The 18,167-nt window shown below is 67.9% G+C and carries 17 protein-coding genes; 2 read left to right on the plus strand and 15 right to left on the minus strand.

From position 1 onward, the window contains the following. The 13 genes from ACRDP3_RS23190 to ACRDP3_RS23250 form a co-directional block, all read right to left on the minus strand. The coding region (locus tag ACRDP3_RS23190) for a cation:proton antiporter (protein WP_431518935.1) at positions 1–759 on the minus strand (759 nt) is incomplete at its 3' end. Between the two features lie 43 nt (positions 760–802). Then, a complete protein-coding gene (locus ACRDP3_RS23195; protein ID WP_431518936.1) occupies positions 803–2,080 on the minus strand; it encodes an NAD(P)/FAD-dependent oxidoreductase in 1,278 nt (425 codons plus the stop codon). Between the two features lie 435 nt (positions 2,081–2,515). Continuing rightward, positions 2,516–3,472: a dTDP-glucose 4,6-dehydratase gene (rfbB, locus tag ACRDP3_RS23200; protein WP_431518937.1), complete on the minus strand. Its 957-nt coding sequence runs from the start codon at positions 3,470–3,472 to the stop codon at positions 2,516–2,518. Between the two features lie 13 nt (positions 3,473–3,485). Next, entirely contained in the window at positions 3,486–4,556 is a 1,071-nt protein-coding gene (locus tag ACRDP3_RS23205; protein WP_431518938.1) for a glucose-1-phosphate thymidylyltransferase, read from the minus strand. Further along, on the minus strand, positions 4,553–5,851 hold the full coding sequence (locus ACRDP3_RS23210; protein WP_431518939.1) for a DUF418 domain-containing protein: 1,299 nt from the start codon (positions 5,849–5,851) through the stop codon (positions 4,553–4,555). The genes ACRDP3_RS23205 and ACRDP3_RS23210 overlap by 4 nt, the downstream gene beginning before the upstream one ends. 79 nt (positions 5,852–5,930) lie before the next feature. Next, a complete protein-coding gene (locus tag ACRDP3_RS23215; protein WP_431518940.1) occupies positions 5,931–6,521 on the minus strand; it encodes a dTDP-4-dehydrorhamnose 3,5-epimerase family protein in 591 nt (196 codons plus the stop codon). A gap of 58 nt (positions 6,522–6,579) precedes the next feature. Then, positions 6,580–7,689 carry a DegT/DnrJ/EryC1/StrS family aminotransferase gene (locus tag ACRDP3_RS23220; protein WP_431518941.1) on the minus strand — a complete coding sequence of 370 codons (1,110 nt, stop codon included), beginning with the start codon at positions 7,687–7,689 and terminating at the stop codon, positions 6,580–6,582. Continuing rightward, positions 7,686–8,408 (minus strand): class I SAM-dependent DNA methyltransferase, encoded by a 723-nt coding sequence (locus tag ACRDP3_RS23225; RefSeq protein ID WP_431518942.1) that lies wholly within the window; start codon positions 8,406–8,408, stop codon positions 7,686–7,688. Before ACRDP3_RS23225 ends, ACRDP3_RS23220 begins: the two co-directional genes overlap by 4 nt. A gap of 10 nt (positions 8,409–8,418) precedes the next feature. Continuing rightward, positions 8,419–9,423 (minus strand): NAD-dependent epimerase/dehydratase family protein, encoded by a 1,005-nt coding sequence (locus ACRDP3_RS23230; protein ID WP_431518943.1) that lies wholly within the window; start codon positions 9,421–9,423, stop codon positions 8,419–8,421. Next, positions 9,420–10,787 carry an NDP-hexose 2,3-dehydratase family protein gene (locus ACRDP3_RS23235; protein ID WP_431518944.1) on the minus strand — a complete coding sequence of 456 codons (1,368 nt, stop codon included), beginning with the start codon at positions 10,785–10,787 and terminating at the stop codon, positions 9,420–9,422. The genes ACRDP3_RS23230 and ACRDP3_RS23235 overlap by 4 nt, the downstream gene beginning before the upstream one ends. 195 nt (positions 10,788–10,982) lie before the next feature. Beyond that, positions 10,983–11,615, minus strand: a complete 633-nt coding sequence (locus ACRDP3_RS23240) for a TetR/AcrR family transcriptional regulator (RefSeq protein ID WP_431518945.1) — start codon at positions 11,613–11,615, stop codon at positions 10,983–10,985. A 246-nt stretch (positions 11,616–11,861) separates the two neighbouring features. Then, positions 11,862–13,235, minus strand: coding sequence for an FAD-dependent oxidoreductase (locus ACRDP3_RS23245; RefSeq protein ID WP_431518946.1), 1,374 nt, complete (start codon positions 13,233–13,235; stop codon positions 11,862–11,864). A gap of 121 nt (positions 13,236–13,356) precedes the next feature. After that, entirely contained in the window at positions 13,357–14,094 is a 738-nt protein-coding gene (locus ACRDP3_RS23250; RefSeq protein ID WP_431518947.1) for a helix-turn-helix domain-containing protein, read from the minus strand. Positions 14,095–14,293: 199 nt separating this feature from the next. On the opposite strand from ACRDP3_RS23250, the gene ACRDP3_RS23255 reads away from it, so the two are divergent. Further along, a complete protein-coding gene (locus ACRDP3_RS23255) occupies positions 14,294–14,584 on the plus strand; it encodes a hypothetical protein (RefSeq protein WP_431518948.1) in 291 nt (96 codons plus the stop codon). 496 nt (positions 14,585–15,080) lie between these two features. Then, positions 15,081–15,821, plus strand: a complete 741-nt coding sequence (locus ACRDP3_RS23260) for a helix-turn-helix transcriptional regulator (RefSeq protein WP_431518949.1) — start codon at positions 15,081–15,083, stop codon at positions 15,819–15,821. A gap of 134 nt (positions 15,822–15,955) precedes the next feature. Here ACRDP3_RS23260 and ACRDP3_RS23265 read toward each other — a convergent pair whose 3' ends face one another. Beyond that, positions 15,956–16,330: a DoxX family protein gene (locus ACRDP3_RS23265; protein ID WP_431518950.1), complete on the minus strand. Its 375-nt coding sequence runs from the start codon at positions 16,328–16,330 to the stop codon at positions 15,956–15,958. A 289-nt stretch (positions 16,331–16,619) separates the two neighbouring features. Beyond that, the gene (locus ACRDP3_RS23270; RefSeq protein WP_431518951.1) at positions 16,620–18,080 is read right to left on the minus strand and encodes a vanadium-dependent haloperoxidase; all 1,461 of its coding nucleotides are present in this window, start codon (positions 18,078–18,080) and stop codon (positions 16,620–16,622) included. Between the last annotated feature and the right edge of the window lie 87 nt (positions 18,081–18,167).

Genomic DNA, 18,167 nt, shown 5'->3' on the forward strand with positions numbered 1-18,167 from the left:
GTGCATCCCCATCGCCTCGGTCGCCGCCGCCGACAGCAGCACCCCGATGAGGGCCAGGGCGAGGTGCCACGGAGCGAAGGCGACCGCCTTCCCGTCCTTGACGAACACGGCGCGCAGCAAGGGCCGCACGACGTACATCATCACGAGGATGTACGGGAAGGCGAGGACCACGCGCCAGTGCTCGCCACCGCCCCCCGTCGTCGCCTGCACCACCGCGAGGGCGGCCCAGGCGACGACGTCCACCGTCGCGGCGGTCGCGAGCGCGATCCCGCCGAGCGCGGTGTTGCTGATACCGCGCTCGGTGAGAATCCTGGCCAGCACAGGGAACGCCGTGACCGAGACCGAGAGCCCGATGAACACGACGAACGCCGCGGTGTCGCGGGCCTCATGCGTGCGCAGCAGGTAGAAGGCGAGCCCGATGCCGAGCAGGAACGGCGCCACGGTGGATCCGAGGGCCGCGCCTCCGGCGACCCGGCTCCTGCCCCGCAGCGTGGAGCCGTCCAGCTCCAGGCCGACGGCGAACATGAAGAGGGCCACGCCGACATCCGCCATGCCCGTGAGCAGCGGGCGGATGTCGTCGGGGAAGAGCAGAGCGGAGATCGCCCCGTTGAACAGGGTCGGCCCCAGCAGAACACCCGCGACGATCTCGCCCACCACCGCGGGCTGGTTGACACGGGCCGCGAGATAGCCGAACCCTCTCGCCAGAAAGAGGATCAGACCGAGGTCGATGAAGAGTAGTTGCACCTGGTAACTGCTCATGGCCGGGGCTACCCGTTCATCCTTCTCCCGTCCTGCACGGCGTTCAGCTCTGCTCGGCGGCCGGCTCCGGGACCTCGTTGATGAGGTCGTCGATCTCGAGGTTGAGCATCGGATGTTTCCCGCTCAGCCCGGAGATCAGCTGAACGAAGTTCGCCGACGGCGTGCGCTCGCGCTCGGGGTCGACCATCTCCTGCGCGAGGCTGTGGTAGAACTCCTTGTACCTGGTGCGGTCGTAGAACCGCTCGACGAAGACCCGGATCTCGTCGAAGAAGCCCCGGTACGCGGTGACGTAGCGCTTGAGGGCCTGTTCCTCGATCTCGGGGTGCTGGATGATCTTGTCGACGATCTTCGCCAGGGTGCTGCCGGCCAGGGTCGCCAGCGCGACACCGGTGGAGAACAGCGGGTCGACGAAGGCGGCGGAGTCACCCACACACACCCAGCCGTTGCCGGTGAAGCTCTGGCTGGTGTACGACCAGTCGCGCGCGGTCCGCCAGCCGGCGGACTGGTTGCCGCCCGCGAGCATCTTCTTGAGCTTGGTCGACTTCGCCACCTCGGCCTTGAACAGGTCCTCCAGGGACTTGCCGTCCTTGTTGGCCTCCTCCGACCGCGTCACGTAACCGACGCTGATGGTGCCCTTGTCGATCGGAATGCCCCAGAACCAGCCCTCATCCAGGCCCTCGATGAGGATATTGGTGTACTCGTCGCCCGGCAGCCGCTCGCAGTTGTCGAAGTACGTCCAGACGGCGACGTTGCGCAGCTCCTCGTGCCAGGTGACGTCGGCGTACTTGCGGCTGAGGAGCCGGGCCTGGCCCGAGGCGTCGATGACCATCTTCGCCCGCGCCTCGTGCATACCGTCCGTGCCGCGCAGCGTGTAGCGGACACCGGTGACGCGGCCGTCGGTCTCGATGGGCTCCTTGACGGTGGCTTCCTCGACGATGAACGCGCCCAGCTCGCGGGCCCGGTCGAGTATCAGGGAGTCCATGTCGGCGCGCCGGGTGTGGTACGCGAACTCGTGGGTGGTGCCCTCGATGAACGAGAAGTTCCAGGGGATTTGTGCGTTGCCCCAGACCAGCGTGCCACCGTACTTGCGCTCGAAGCCTCGGGCGTCCATGCGCTCGGTGATGCCCAGTTCCTGCATGGGACGCATGAAGGCGGGGATGAGCGACTCTCCGACGTGATACCGGGGGAACCGTTCACGGTCGAGTACGAGGACACGGTGTCCACGCTTCGCGAGAAGCCCCGCAGTGGTGGAGCCGGCCGGCCCGCCACCGATGACGATGGCGTCGAATTCTTCAGGTACACCGAAGAGAGTGGACGACATTACAGATCCTCTCCTTGCTTCAACAGACGTGCACCGCTTACTGCGGGGCGCGCATCGGCATTCATCAGAGTGTGACTCGTGACCCATGAAGGTCTTCTGGAGTATCTCTGGACGTCGGACAGGGAGACGTCCGCAGAAGCCCTGAACCGTCAGCGAGCCGCTACCCGCGCACACTCACCGAACCTGTCCGGACCTTGCCGGGGAGGAGGTTGAAGACTGCTGACCAGCACATTCCCAGCGCGAGAGGCTGGAGCGGTGCCCGGAATTCATGCCGCGAAAATTAGCCATCGGCGCAAAATAGACGGGCGCGCGCGGAGCGCCGAGGCACTTTAATTCAAGTTTCCGTTCCCGGCGTTTGCGCAGCCCTCACGGGTTTGGGGCGGCCGCACCGTCGGTGTCTTATCCCGTATTGCTCTGCCGGAATCGCCCGCACTTTCAGCGGTCCGACCAATCGCGATTCTCCCGGTACCAGGCGACCGTTTCGGCGAGCCCCTGCTCGAAGGGCACCGAGGGCTCGAAGCCCAGCTCCTCGCGCAGCTTGGTCCCGTCCAGCGCGTAGCGCTGGTCGTGTCCCTTGCGGTCGGGAGTCAGGCGCACCCGGTCCGGGCCGGCGCCGCACAGGTCAAGGAGTCGCTCGGTCACCTGACGGTTGGTCATCGGCGTGCCGCCGCCGACGTTGTAGATCTCGCCGCCGCGCCCCTTGGTGAGGATGAGCTGCAGTGCCCGGCAGTGGTCCGCCACATGGATCCACTCGCGCACGTTGGTCCCGGTGCCGTAGAGCGGCAGGGACCGGCCCGCGAAGAGCCTGGTGGTGAAGAGCGGGATGAGTTTCTCCACATGCTGGTAGGGGCCGTAGTTGTTGGAGCAGCGGCTCACCGACACGTCCAGCCCGTGCGTGTGCCAGTAGGAGCCGGCGACCAGGTCACTGCCCGCCTTCGTGGCCGCGTACGGCGAGCTGGGGTCCAGCGGCCACTCCTCGGTCCAGGCCCCCTCCTCGATCGACCCGTACACCTCGTCGGTGGACACATGGAGTACCCGCGGCACCCCGGAACGCAGGCACGCCTCCAGCAGGGTCTGCGTACCGGCCACGTTGGTCCGCACGAACTCCGCGGGCGCCTTGAGTGAGCGGTCCACGTGCGACTCGGCGGCGAAGTGCACGACCGCATCGTGCCCCGGCAGCAGGTCGAGGAGCGTGGCCGCGTCGCACACGTCGCCCCGGACGAAGGTGAGCCGGGGATGGTCCGCCGGCAGGTTGGCCCGGTTGCCCGCGTAGGTGAGCAGGTCCAGAACGGTGACCTTGGCGTCCTCGTAGCCGGGGTACGACCCGTCCAGCACGGCTCGCACGTAGCACGAACCGATGAAGCCCGCCCCGCCGGTCACAAAGATTCTCATTCGGTTCGCCTCATCAGGTCGTCAGCATGTGCACGCTCGCGTGGTCACCGACCGTCAGCCGGTGACGTCGGCCGCCGCCGTCGGCGGAGGCCACGTGCGCGGCCCGGCCGATGACGGAGCCGTGCAGACCCTCGACGCCGCTGATGGTCGCGGCGTCGAGGACGATCGAGTAGGACACACCGGCGCCGCTCAGCACGCAGTCGTCGCCGATCGCCGTGTCCGGCCCCACGACGCTGTCCTCGATCACGGTGCCCCGGCCGATGCTCACCGGACCGGTGATGCGCGAGTTCACCACCCGGGTGTCCACCCCGATCTCCACCGGGCCGACGAGTTCGCTGGCCTCGTCCGCCTTGCCCGCCACACAGGGGGTGAGGGTCCGAAGCAGCTCGCGATTGCACTCCAGCATGTCGTCGACCGTGCCCATGTCCCGCCAGTAGCCCGTGTAGTGGGACCCCCGGACGTCATGGCCACCGGCGACCAGCCACTGGACGGCGTCGGTGATCTCCAGCTCCCCGCGCGCACTCGGCACGATGGCCGCGACCGCCTCGTGGATCCGCGCGGAGAAGACGTAGACGCCGATGAGTGCCAGGTTGCCCACCGGATGGGCCGGCTTCTCCACGACCCGGGTCACCCGTCTCCGGCCGTCCAGCTCGGCCACGCCGAAGGCCCGCGGATCCTCGACCGGCTGGACCGCGAGCTGGGCGTCCGCTCCGCCTGTGCGGAAGTCGGCCACGATGCCCGCGATGCCCTGGGGCAGCATGTTGTCGCCGAGGTACATCACGAAGTCCGCGTCGCCCAGGAACTCCCGGGCGATCACGACACAATGGGCCAGCCCCCGGGGTGCGTCCTGGCGGAGGTAGGTGATCCTCAGACCGAGCTCGGAGCCGTCGCCGAGCTTCGCGGCGATGTCGTCCGCGTAACCCCCCACCACGATGCCCACCTCGGTGATCCCCTGTGCGCGGATGTCCTCGAGGATGTGCACCAGCACCGGCTTGTTGGCGAGCGGGATGAGCTGTTTGGGCATGGTGTGGCTGAAGGGCCGCAGCCTGGTTCCGGTGCCACCTGCCAGCACGAGCGCCTTCACGACTCGGCCCCCGTCGCCGACTCCTGCTTTCCCACCGGCTCAGTCTCGGGCCGGAGCGCGCCCTGCGTGGCCGGTTCCGTCCCCCGGCCCGCGGTCCTGCCGTAGACGAGCCGGCGCATCAGCGCGTCCAACGGTCCCCTGAGCCCGGCACGTTCCAGTGCGACCGCCACGGCGAGAACCGTGAGCCAGACGCAGACGGCGATGACGGCCGCCCCGGTGGCATGGATGCGGTCGCCGACGCCGAAGGCGACGCGTGCGAGGACCAGCGCGAGCAGCGAGGACTGCAGCAGATAGCACGTCAGCGACCGGCGGCCGACCGCCGCCAGGGCTCCGGTCACGGGCCCCGGGGTCCGGCCCCGGTCCTGGAGGCGCGCCACCAGCAGCCCGAACGCGGCCGCGTAGGCCAGGCCCCCGGCGAAGCCGGTGATCACGTGCAGCGCGGTCACCGAGCCCGTGGCCAGGTCACCGGCCTGCCAGGAGCCGGCGCCCACCAGCGCCAGCGGCACGCCGCCGAGCACCGACACGGAACCACCCATGAGCACCACGCGTTTGAGCAGGGCGCGATGCCGAGCGGGGTCGTCGAGGTAGCGCCTGCGCGCGGCCACGGCCCCGACCAGGATGGCGGTGAGGATCGGCCAGCCCAGCAGGATGTGCACCGAGGCGAACGGCACCTGCGACAGCCGCTCGACCACCGCCTCGCCGTAGTCGTGGGCCCAGACGGTACCGCGGAGTTCCTCGCCGCTCCCGCTCTCCTCCATGGCCACGGCGATGGACAGCAGGGTGGCCAGAACGGCCGCCGCCGCGGCGCTGATCACCACACCCCTGCCCAGCGCCCTGTCGCCGCGGATGAGCAGCCAGCCGAAAGCCAACGCCGCGACTCCGTAGGGCGCGAGAATGTCGGCCGGGAAGATCAGCACGAAGTGGACGAACCCGAACAGGACGAGGAACACCCCACGCCGGCGCAGCAGCCGGCCCGCCGCGGACGACGAGGTGCCGGCCGCGCGCTGCCGCATGACGAGCATCGCCATGCCGTAGCCGAAGAGGGCGGCGAACATCGGGTAGGCACGGTTGTCGACCAGGTCCAGGCTGAGGAAGGTGATCGCGCGGTCGAGCGCGTCGCCCCCCTTCGGGTGCGTCACCACGCCCGGGTCGCTGGTCGTCACGTACATGGGCGCGTGGGCCAGGGCGATGAGCAGCAGCATGAAGCCCCGCGCGATGTCGGGTGCCGGGGAACGCTCGGCGGCGGTCGCCCCTCGTCGTCTGACCGACGGGTTCACAGTGCTGCGCGTCGACATGCGGTCCTCCGAGGGTGTCTGTCTCCGGATCCGGCCGGGCCGGCCGGGCCCGTCCGCGTCGTCCGGCGAGGGTGCCCGGTCACCGGGTCAGCTCCCGGCAGGTGGCGTAATCGGGGAGCAGCCCCGCCGCCCTCGCCTCGGCGAGCGTCGGCGCGGCCATGTCCCGCTCGGACATGACGGGGTCGATTCCGTCGGGGACCGGGAGCCCGAGCTCGGGATCGAGGACGGAGAGGGCGAGTTCGTTCTCGGCGACGTAGCCACTGGTGAGCATGTAGGACATGACGGTGTCGTCCTCCAGCGCGACGAAGGCGTGTCCGACGCCGACGGGGAAGTACATCGCCCGGAAGTCGACCGGGTCGAGCCGCACCGCGTCCCACCGTCCGTACGTCGGTGAGCCGACCCGGATGTCGACGACGATGTCGAGCGCGGCACCCTGCGCGCAGTAGACGTACTTCGCGGTGCCGGGAGGGGTCACGGTGAAGTGCACCCCGCGGACGACACCGCGGCGGGACCGGCTGTGATTGGTCTGCGCCGCCCGGAAGTGACGGTGTCCGACGGCCTTCTCGAAGGCCGCCTCCTGGAACGGCGAGACGAAGCTACCGCGTTCATCGGGAAAGACACGCGGAGTGAACTCCACTGCTCCCTCGACGGCGAGTTCACGTATTTCCATGGCTCCTCCTGAGCGGGTCCACTGGGGCGGGCTGGTGAGGCGGTCTCGTGAGGCGGCGCTACAGCGCCGCCAGCACCTCGCGCAGCACGCCGATCACCGTGTCCTGGGTCGCGGGAGACAGCGAGGGATACATCGGCAGCGAGAAGATCTGGTCGGCGAGTGACTCGGTCACCGGCAACGACCCTGCCTGCCAGCCGAGATGGCTGAACCCGGTCATGGTGTGGACGGGCCACGGGTAACTGACGTTGAGTTCGATGTCGTGGTCCTTGAGCGCCCGCAGGATCTCGTCCCTCATCGGGTGGCGCACCACGTACACGTAGTACACGTGGTCGTTGCCCGGCGCGACGGACGGCAGTACGAGGCCAGTGTCGGCGAGGCCCTCCGCGTAGCGCTCGGCGATCGCGCGCCGCGCGGCGATGTAGCCGTCGAGCCGGGGAAGCTTCCTCCGCAGGATCTCCGCCTGGACCTCGTCGAGCCGGGCGTTGTGCCCGGGGGTCTCGACGACGTAGTAGCGCTCCTCCATGCCGTAGTAGCGCAGCCGGCGCATGCGCCGGGCGGTCTCCTCCTCGCGGAAGAGAGTGGCACCGCCGTCGCCGTATGCGCCGAGCACCTTGGTCGGGTAGAAGGAGAAGGCCGCGGCGTCCCCCGTGGTGCCGGCCGTTCGGCCGTGGCGGGTGGCGCCGTGCGCCTGGGCACAGTCCTCCAGCAGGGTCACGCCGCGTTCGGCCACGAGGCTCCGGAGCGGCTCCAGGTCCACGCACTGCCCGTACAGATGGACCGGCAGCAGGCAGCGCGTCCGGTCGGTGAGGACCGCCTCCACCTGTGCGGTGTCCATGAGGTAGGTGTCGGGATCGATGTCGACGAAGACCGGGGTGGCGCCCATGGCGTCGATGGCCACCACCGTCGGCGCGGCCGTGTTCGCCACGGTGACGACCTCGTCGCCCCGTCCGACGCCGAGGGCCTGGAGCGCGAGCTTGATGGCGTTGGTGCCGTTGTCGACGCTGACGCAGTGCCGCATACCGTGATAGGCCGCGAACTCCCGCTCGAACCCCTCCATGCTGCTGCCCAGCACGAGCCGGCCGGAGCTGAAGACGGTGTCGACGGCGTCGAGGATGTCCTTCCGCTCTTCCGCGTACTCCTCCAGATAGCCCCAGACTCTGGTCGTCATGGACGCTCCGCTCCTTCTTTCACGCCGAGGAACAGGCCCCGGCCGGACTGGGCATCGTCGATGTACTCGGTCGTGAAACCCGCGTCGCGCATGGTCCGCTCGTACAGGTCGCGCGGGAAGAGCTGGTGGGAGTAGGACTCGACGAAGTGCCGGGCCCCCTCCGCGTCGGCGACGACGTAGTGCACGTCCATGCGTGAGGCCTCGCCCTCCCGCCGGGAGTGCGACACGCGCGAGATGGTGCGGTGGTCGGGCGTGAGGACGTCCGCGGCCACGTAGCCGTCGAGGAAGGTCTCGGGGAACCACCAGGGTTCGACGACGACCACGCCGCCGGGACGCAGGTGCCGCGCGAAGCAGCGCATCGTGCCGGCGAGCTCGTCGGCGCTCTGGTGTGCCACAGCGGCGAACATGCAGACGACGGCGTCGAAGGTCCGGCCGAGGTCGAACCCGCGCATGTCGCCCTGGTGCAGAGGTGTGCCGGGCATCCGGTCCCGGGCGACGGACAGCATCGGCTCGGAGAGCTCCACCCCTTCGACGTGCTCGAACAGCTCGTCGAAGTAGCGCAGATGACCTCCGGTGCCGCACGCGACGTCGAGCAGCGACGAGGCCCCGGGCAGTCGCCCACGGATCTGCTCGGTCACGTACTTGCTCTCGGCCGGGTAGTCCTTCCCGCGCAGCGTGTACACGTGGTCGTAGATCTCGGCGAACTCCGGTCCGTACACGGCTGTCCCCTTATGTCGCATGGGCTTCGGCCAAGGCGGCCACGGTCCGCTCCAGTGCGGCGCGCAGCGGTATTCCAGGCCGCCAGCCGGTAACCGACCGGAACGAGGAGGAATCGATGGTGACGCTCCGGAAGTCGGTGCCCGGCGCGCTGTCGGGCGGCGCCACGGAAACCACCGGCACCGGCGGTTTCCCCAGCCGGGCCGCCACGAGTTCGGACACGGTGCGGCACACGTCGCCGAGCGGATCGCCCCGGCCGGCCCCGATCAGCCAGTGGCCGCCGGCCAGCGCGTCAGGATGATCGAGCGCGGCCACGAACGCCTGGGCCACGTCGTCGACATGCACCAGGTCCCGCTTGACCGTGCCGTCGTGCCACAGAGTGAGCGGCTCGCCGGCCAGGGCGCGGCGGATCATGAAGGCCACGACGCCCCGGTCGGCGGCGTGCGCCGCCGCGACGTGCCCGAACACCGTCGGCAGGCGCAGGCTCGCGCCCCGCAGCACCCCTTCCGCGGTGGCCTCCTTCAGCAGCCGCTCGGCGGCCAGCTTGTGGTGGTCGTACGCGGTCTCCGGGTGGTCGGGTTCACTTCCGTCGATGGGGCGCTCGGGCGGCAGGCCGATCTGGGAGGCGGCACCCGCGTACACGACCAACGGGGCAGGCGCGTCCCCCCGGTCGCGGCGCAGGACCTCGCAGAGGTTCTCCATCACGCCGACGTTGACCTCCCGGCTGGAAGGGTCGTTCTCGGCCGCTCGCCAGCCACCGCTGTGCGTGACGAGGTGGATCACCACGTTCGCGCCGGCGACGGCGTCGGCCACCTCCCCGGCTCGGGTGAGGTCGGCCGTACGCACATCGGTGCGGTCCGGCTTCCCGCCGGGTACGGGACTCGGCCGCCTGGCCACCGCCCGCAGCCGGACGGGCAGTTGCGCGAGCGCAGCCGTCACAGCCGATCCGACGAAACCGGACGCTCCGAGTACGGCGACCACGGGCAGCTCGCCCGGATTCCGTTCCTGCGAGGTCATACCGTCTCGGCTCCTTGCTCGGGCACACGGGCCGGACCGGCCGGGACGGAGAGCGCGTGCAGGCACGCCAGAAGACTCCGGGCCTGCATGTTGACGTAGTGGCTGTGGCGTAACAGTCCGGAGAGCTGTGCCGGTGTCATCCACCGGAAGTCGGGATGGTCCGGCCGCTCGTCCGTCTCGATCAGAAGATGCCGGCTGCGGGTGTGGAAGAGCCTGCCGCCCTCGTCCGACAGGGTGACGTCGAACAGGATCCGGTCCACTCCCGCCGTCAGCACCTCGTCGAGGAACAGCGGGCGCGCGTCGCGCGGCAACCGGTCGTAGTTCTGCGGGGTGCACTGGACGGTGGCACCCAGCTCCACCACGTCCACGAAACCCGGTTCCACACGCTGGTGCACCAGCACGTGCAGTTCGCCGTCGAAGCGGGCGGCGAGGAAGGCGACGAGGCCGGTCCCGTGTGCGGCGATCATCGGCTGCGCCCACTCCCCGACCTCACGGCCGGAGGCCTTCACCTGTACGCCGATCACGTCGAAGAACAGGCCGCTCTCGTGAACGATGGCGGCGGGTTCGCGCCGCCACTGGTCGAGCTCCGTGAGCGGCACCCGCTCGGTACGCACCTCGATCCGGCTACGCGCGTCGGTGATCCAGCTCAGGATCTCCCCGGTCGTGGTGGGGCCGCAGGGCGAGGCCGACCGCGGCACGTGCCGCTCTCCCCCGAACGGCATGCAGGCCAGCACGCTGCGCAGGTCCATGCTGATCAGGTCGTCGATCCTCAGCAGCCCGCGCACCTCGGTGAGGGTCAGCCAGTGGAACCCGTCGTCCGCTTCGACATCCTCCCGGACCTCGACGATCATGTTGCGATTGCGCTTGCGCAGGAACCACGACGCCTGTTCGGACTGCCGCACATCGGCGATCACCCGGTGCGCGGCGGCCTCCTGAAAGCACCTCAGATAGGGAACAGACTTTCCGCGGTGCACGCCACTGAAATTACTCCGCGTCGCCTGCACCGTGGGGGCAAGCTGAATTCCGTTTATGTTCCCCGGCTCCGCCTTGGCCTGGACAAGGCAGTACAGAACACCCTCGACCCGCTTCACCAGAATTCCGAGGATTCCCGTTTCCGGCTGATTTATTATCGGTTGGTCCCAGCACGGTACGGCACCTTGGGAATGATGCGTACGAAGCCCCTCGACCGAGAAGAACCGACCGCTGCGATGGGTCAGGGCCGACGAGTCCGGCGCGCAGTCCCACCCGCTCACGGACGCCAGCGGGACACGCTCCACCTGCGTGTAGATACTCTTGCGAGCGGCCTCGAACCACTGGTGAAAACCTGCCGGAACGTACGGCGCATCGGCGAGAAATTCCTTCATCAGCAACTCTCGGACTAGGTCGGGTCTGACGCGTCACTTTCGCTGGTCACTCATTTTCGCGCAGCCCGACGCCTGGTGGCGTCTCCTAGATTGCTCATAACCGTTCGCTGCCGGCTCAACAATTCAGGGGTGTTCCCGTGAACAGCTCCGCGGCCGCCGTCGCCGGCGAAACTCGGACGGGCGTGCCCCGATGGATCAGGCCGGCTCACCGATCAGGTGATGGCAGTGTCCCTCGTACACCCACTGCTCCCACTCCTGTGGCGTCATCCCCCGTTCGGACACCAGGAGGTGGAAGAGCTCGGGACCGAGCAGCGCGTACGAGATGTCGACGGCCCGTTCCACGCCGAGCCCCTCGCGCAGTGCCTTCTTGCTCTCCAGCGACTCGACGAACCGCCGCAGGACGACCAGCCGCTGGCTCTTGTTCGCCTCCCACAGCTCAGCCCCGTCGCCGCTGGTCGACGCCGCGTTGCGCAGCACTTCGAGCAGCGGACCGACCCGCTCGTAGACAACACGGGTCAGGTGCACCTGGAGCCGCAGCTGCCGGCGCGGGTCCTCCGCCTCCAGCGCCTCGACGACCTGGGGACGCTCCAGCGTCGGCACGGGATCCTCGTCGCCCGCGATGTGAACGTCGATGAGTTCCTTGAGGATCCGCTGCTTGCTCCCGAACGAGAAGTAGATCGTCTGGACGGCGACCCCTGCCTCACGGGCGATGGACTCGATGGTCGTCGCGCCGTAACCGTGCTCGACGAACAGTGTCATCGCGGCTGCCAGCATCCGGTTCCGGGTCTGCTGCGCCTTCAGCCGGCGGCCGGGGGGTTCCTTCACCATTCTCGATCACTTCCTACTCACTTCGGCGTCTCAGACGCCACTGGGCGGACCGTCCGAAGGCCCCGTCGTGTCGGCACCCGTCCACTCCAGCAGGCCAGGCAAGTATGACCGCCGCCCCGGGCCGCGGGGCACGCGGCCATGCCGTACGGGCCGCCCCCGGTCCCTCGCGATCCGGCGCCGGCAACGGAGTGGGAGCCGGTACGGGCGCGAGAAGCCCGTCCTCCGTCCGGAGGCGAGGCCCCTGGCTCACGAGGCGAGAGCGGCAGTGGCCGCGGGTCCGCCGGCCGCGGGGTGGGCCGGTGAACGGCGGGCGGCGATCAGCGACCGGATCACCCTGTCCGGACGGACGACCGAGGCCGGCTTGGCCAGCAGATGCTGAATGTCGAGCATGACTCGGTGCGCGGGCACCGACACGTGACTGGCCATCATGACCTGCCGCACGTAGCGGTTCAGGACGTCCGTGCCGATGCCCTTGGCCCCGACCGTCTCGGGATACATGAAGTCACTGCTCGTCGACATCTGCCACGGTGTGTCGATCACCCGCGACGCCGCCCGGTAGAACCGCCGCGCCATGGCCGGCGTGGCCGCACCGTGCCGGTCCAGGCACCGGCCGAGTTCCACCGCCTCCAGCGTGGCGACGGTCATGCCCTGTCCGTACAGAGGGTTGAAGCTGCAGATCGCGTCACCGAGCGCCACGAAACCCTCGGGGACCTTCTTCAGACGCTCGAACCAGCGCCGCCGGGCCGCCGGGTACAGGAAGCGCTCCGCGTCGTCGTCGCTCACCGGCTTGGTCCGGGCGAGCAGCTCGGACATGTGCGGGCTGGGCAGGGCGTCCGCGAACGCGGCGAAGCCCTCGGGGTCCACCGGTGCGTGGGCCCGGTGCCATCCGCCGAGGGTGACCATCCAGCGGTCCCCCTCGACGGCGAACACAGCGGCGGCCCGCTTGTCGTGTGGCGGCACCGCGGACATCAGGTAGAGGAGGGCGTCGTCGTGCAGCTCGCCACCCGCGCGGTGCATCACACGGGTGGTGTACCCGACATCGATCTTGACGGTCGTGGTCTTGGGCGCCGGGCACTCGAGCCGCTCCAGCCAGCGATCGGTCCGGCCGGCACTACGGCCCGTGGCGTCGACGACGAGGGAGGCACCCAGCCTGCGGCCGTCGTCCAGCTCGACACCCAAGACTCGGCCGGGCACACCGAACAGTCCGCTCACAGCGGTCCGGTCGAGGATCTCGACGTTGGGCAGCGCGGTCACGCGTCGCCGGATCGTGTGTTCCAGGTAGGCACGGGTGAGGCTGACGCCGAGCTGACCGCTCGTGAACCGGGTCCGCAACGCGCCCATCTGATGGAACAACAGATCCCGGCCGGGATCGAAGGGCACCGCACCGCCGGCGATCAGCTCGTCGGTGAGACCGGGGAAGAGGTCCTCCAGCTTCTGGCGCCCGCTGATGAGCAGGGCATGAGCGTGGGGGCTCTGCGGGACCCCCTTCCGGTTGTCCGCGCCCTCAGGAAGGGTGTCCCGGTCGAGCACGGTCACCGATTCGAATCTGCGGGCGAGAGTGCGGGCTGCGACCAGTCCCCCGATCGAGCCTCCGATAATCACCGCGTGTCCGCCGACCACGCCCACGTGCCCTCCTCAAAGAGACAGCAATTGCGGTGCGGACCGCACCGTTGTGCCATTATCGAGGCGGTGGGTCAAATGTGTCTTCTCCGGGATTGCTCAACCCGGCGAAAGACGTCCTTCAGGACGCAAAGAGATCCGGCAGCGCAGCACCGATAGTGGCACGTTCGGAATCGAAACCTCGTGTTTGCGACGGCGGTTTCAGTACGATATCCACACTGACCACAGACCCCCGGGCAATATGAAAAGGTCCGACGCACTCGACCATATAGGGGTGCTTGCCGCCGCCGACCCTCCTGGATACCGCCTGAATGTACCAGGACCCCTCGGGAACGTACTCGATGTTCCAGTCCACACTGCCGCACCCGGTGCGACAACAGCGCGAGGGGCGTTCGCCACCCGCCAGCGGGGGAATCGCCGCCACGAAGACGGGCTCATCGTCCAGCCCGTCACTTCTGTGGACCCTCCCCCGGAACGACCCGTAAGTGAAGGGTGCGTCGTCAACCTTCCCCGCGGTGAAATCGATGGCCGTCTGCCCCAGCTGTGCGAGCCGGCGGAATCGTCCGGGCGAGACACCGACACTCTTCGTGAAGCGCGTCGTGAAACTCCCCAGGCTGGAATACCCCACCTGCACCGAGATATCGGCAACCCGGTCCGAGGTGCAGAGGAGTTTACGCTTGGCGACCTCCTGCCGCACGGCGGAGAGGAATCGATTCGGCGGCAGCCCTGTCTCCTGCCGGAAGATCCGCGACATATGGAAAGAGCTCAGCCGAGCCATGCCCGCGAGGGAACAGAGGGAAAGATCCTCGTGGTACCGGTCGCGCATGACTTCAACGACACTTTCGATCTCAGGCCGCACCAGGACTCCCCCGCGAGTTGAACGGCGCGCCACGAGACTGCCCGGCGCCTGTCGACCCCCAGCCGAAGCGGACCGAGGGAAGCAGATGACTGAGCGACCGCCCTACCCGTCGGAGCTGAGTAACCAGGGCACTTGACTCGTCAACGTAGTGTGCATCTAGAGTACCACATGAGTTTGTGACTCTAGAGAGGGACTTGGCATGACGGTAGTCCGAATCACGCGCTTCAAGACCGACCCCGCCAACGACCAGGCGATGATCGACAAGCGGGCCACGCTGATCGCCGCGGTCCGGGAGTCGTTCCCCGGGCTCACCGAGGCGCGTCTCGGCCGGCTCGAGGACGGATCGTGGGTCGACCACTGGTACTGGGAGTCCACAGAGGCCATGTCCAAGGCCCTCGCTGCTGCTCCGACGATCCCCGAGGCCGGCGCCGCCTTCGCGGTCACGACCGACTCCACCGCGGAGACGGCCGAGATCGTGGCCGTGGTGTAACAGCCGGCGGCACACACATCGAAGCTCCGGTGGGTCAGGGCGACTTGGCAAGGTCACCCTCGTCAACCGGAGCTTCGTTGCGTCCGCTGCGGGGCACCTGCGCACCGCCATGCAGCCGGGACCGGCCCACCCCGTGATCACCACAACCTTGAAATCGCCCTGCCTTCACAGGGCGACGGATAGGGACATTCCCGGAAATTATACCGGCCGCCCGTATCCGGACTTGAAGACACCGCAAATGCCGCTAACCGCGTCGCTCGGCGACAATTAGTGGAACCGCAAGAACGAAGAAGACAGAGGCATGTTCCGTCTGCAACTCTCTGGCTAAGGCGTCCGCCGGTTCACATGACGGCGAGACAGCCGATCAGTTCCCCCCTCATCACGGCACACCCCTGAAACACCTGCGATTCACTACCAATCGAACCGCGAAGTCTACGCGCGACACATCGCGTTACACGGATTTTCCACAAGCGAAATAATCCAACAGGGGAGCACAATGGAAAACGCAATTCAGTGTGCGGTGCAAACGATAAGAGAGAGATTCTCGGAACCGCTGACACTCGACGAGTTAGCCCATAGCGCGATGGTGAGCAAGTTCCACTTCCTGCGGATATTCCGGCGTATCACAGGTGTCACGCCAGGCCGATTCCTGAGCGCTGTAAGACTTCATGAGGCAAAGATTCTCCTGGTCTCGACCTCGCTCAATGTGAGCGACATAGGTGCGCAGGTCGGGTACAGCAGCACCGGCAGCTTCACGCGCCGCTTCAGCGAATCCGTGGGATGCTCCCCGACGCAGTACCGGCACAAGGCCCTGGGCAATATGCCACAGCGCCCGCCCAGGATCTCGCTCGTGCCGGACGAGACGCAGCCGGACAGCGTGGGATCGATCTCGGGTACCGTGAGCGACCCGTACAGAACCGACTCCGGAATTTACATCGGAGTATTCGAAAGCCCCATCCTGGAGCGGTCTCCGGCCGCCGGCGCGACGATCGCGCACTCGGGGCAGTTCCGCATCACCGGGGTACCACAGGGAAACTGGTACGTGCACGCGGTGGCTCAGGGGCCTTTGCCGGGCGACTCGCCGACGGCGGACCCCATGCTCGTCGACACGGCGGGTCCCGTCACCATTGGTCCGGGGGCCGATCCGGTGGTCCAGATGACTCTGCGCCCGCTCGGCTGGGCGAACCCGCCCGTTCTCTTCGCATTGCCGGTCGAATGGTCGGCTCACGCATCCTGATCGCGAGGGGACTCAGCGCTGCGGCATGCGCCTGCTCCCGTCGTACGACGGGAGCAGGCCCGTCGGGATGACGGGATGACGGGATGACGGGGGGACCGGAGAGCAGGCTCTGCCGCGCCAGTCCCCCACCCTGTTCAGAAGCTGTGGGGTCCGAAGCGACCCCAGGCGACGAACACGGCCAGGGCCAGCAGGACGATGTTGACAACGATGGAGGAGCCCTCCTTGCGCCTGGCATGGACGACCGCGGCGCCGGCCATCGTGACGGCCAGCCCGGTCGCGGCGAGCGGGACGAGAACCGTGGCGATGTCGAGCAATGCCGGCAGCACGAGCCCGATGGCGGCGAGCACTTCGATCGCTCCGATGGCCTTCACCGCACCGGACGAGAAGTCCTCGGCCCATGCCATGTTGCCGGCCGCCAGTTCGGCCTTGGGCTTGGACACCTTCATCAGGCCGGAAGCGGCGAACAGGAAGGCGAGAACTCCCGCAACGATCCACAGGGCGACATTCATGATGGTGGCTTCCTTACTTTCCAGGTTTCGGTCACGGTTTACGAGTCCCGGCGTCGACAACTCGCGCTGGGACCAGTGGGGTTGAGTAGTCCAAGCTTAGCGGCGGTGACGTCGGTGGACGCTTAATTCGCCTACTGGGTACGGGAGTTGGCCTGAATTCGGATGCGACCGGCCGACATGTTGTCGGCCGGTCGCATCCGGTTGGCGATTCTGCCGGGTCAGCCGGGGTTTCCCCGTCCGCGCACGGTCTGCCGCTTTCCCGGGGTAGGGGTCGTCTGCCGTCCGGCCGTCACACCTCACCATCGATGTGGGCACGGACGAACTCGTAGGCGCGGTCACCGATCTCGCGTCCCATGTCCCAGGACACCTCGACCGCCGGCATGAAGTGGACGCCGCCCCAGAACCTGCTGAGTCCGCACTCGCGTTTCCAGTCGGTCCAGGAATCCCAGCTCAGCACCGTCTCCTCGTGCGGCGTGACACCCGGTTCCACCAAGGACGAGCCCTTGGCACGCGAAATACGGATGCTGACCTTGTCGGTGCCGAGGAAGCGTCGTACCGACTGCGCCTCAGCCGAGCACAGGGCGGTCGAGCCGGAAGGGTACTCGGGGTGGTCCGGAGTGCCGAGGTAACTCTGCCACTGGCCCGCCGGGATTTTGACGGTCCCCTTGCCCGGCCCGCCCCATGCGGTCACCTTCTGGTTTCCGTACACATGGCGGATTGCGGTGACCGGGCGGACCGCGTCATAGACGTTCTTGTTGTACCAGACCGCGATGCTGGCATCGAAGGTGGCGGTATCGGCGACGGTGTGGAGGTGGACCCATCCGTCCAGGTCGAGATCGGCGTTCTCCGACGCGGAGCCGACGGCGGCGCCGAGGCTCGTGAACTTGTCGTCGAACATCTCGCACTTCATCTTCTGCTCGTCCGTCAGGCTCGCCGACATCGCGAGCACGTCATCGACCTGACGCTTGTACGCCTTTCGGTTGTGGTGGTCACTCGCGGTGGGCTTCGCGACGCGGAATTTGCTGGGATCGGCGTACGAGTAGGGCCGGACCTTCTGCAGTTGCGGTGTCACGAACTGCTGGACCTGGAAGATTCCGTCGCCTTTGGTCACGACGGCCGGTTGCCAGCGGGACGGATCACGGAGTTTGTAGGCGGTGTTCACCGGCTGATATCCGGTGTAGTCCGCAAACGGTTTCCGGTTGTACTCGCGCCCGCCATGGTCGCCCAGCTGGTTCATGCCGTCATGCATCCGACTCTTGAGCACGCCCTTCGCCGCGAGATTTCCAATCCCGACGGGCGTCTCGGTGTTCTCCTGGGCGTCGTCGGGGTCCAAGCCGACCGAGGTCATGGCCTTGCGCCAGACGGCCGATTGCTGCGGCAGGAGAGCACCGTACATGCGGTAGGTGGCGTACATGAGAGCGACGTTCTTCTGCTTGTTGGTCGCCCTCTCACTCGCCGGACGGCGGCCGAGGTTCGAGTGGACGCCGATCGCGGTCGGATGGTACGGCGCGATGGCGTCGAACCAGGAGTACGCCACCAGATTCGAGAAGCGGATGATGAGCGTGGCGTCGCTCGGCGCGATCGCGTCCCGCACCGGCCCTCCGGATACGGGACCGAAGACCTCCAGGGGCGCGTTGCCCGTGTCGAAATCGAAGTGGTGACGGTCCGTTCGGGCTGCGGCCGGCTGCGCCGCAAAGCCCAGCCCGTCGGTCGCGAGGACGCCGACACCTCCGGCCATTCCGAGCAGCACCGAACGCCGCGGTGCACCCTGTCCCAGTAAATCTCTGCGCTGATTCAATTAGACCCCCTAGGGCTTGCAATGGGTACCCCATTGCGC

Origin of the sequence: Streptomyces sp. (assembly GCF_050698815.1) — a bacterium.
Taxonomy (GTDB): Bacteria; Actinomycetota; Actinomycetes; order Streptomycetales; family Streptomycetaceae; genus Streptomyces.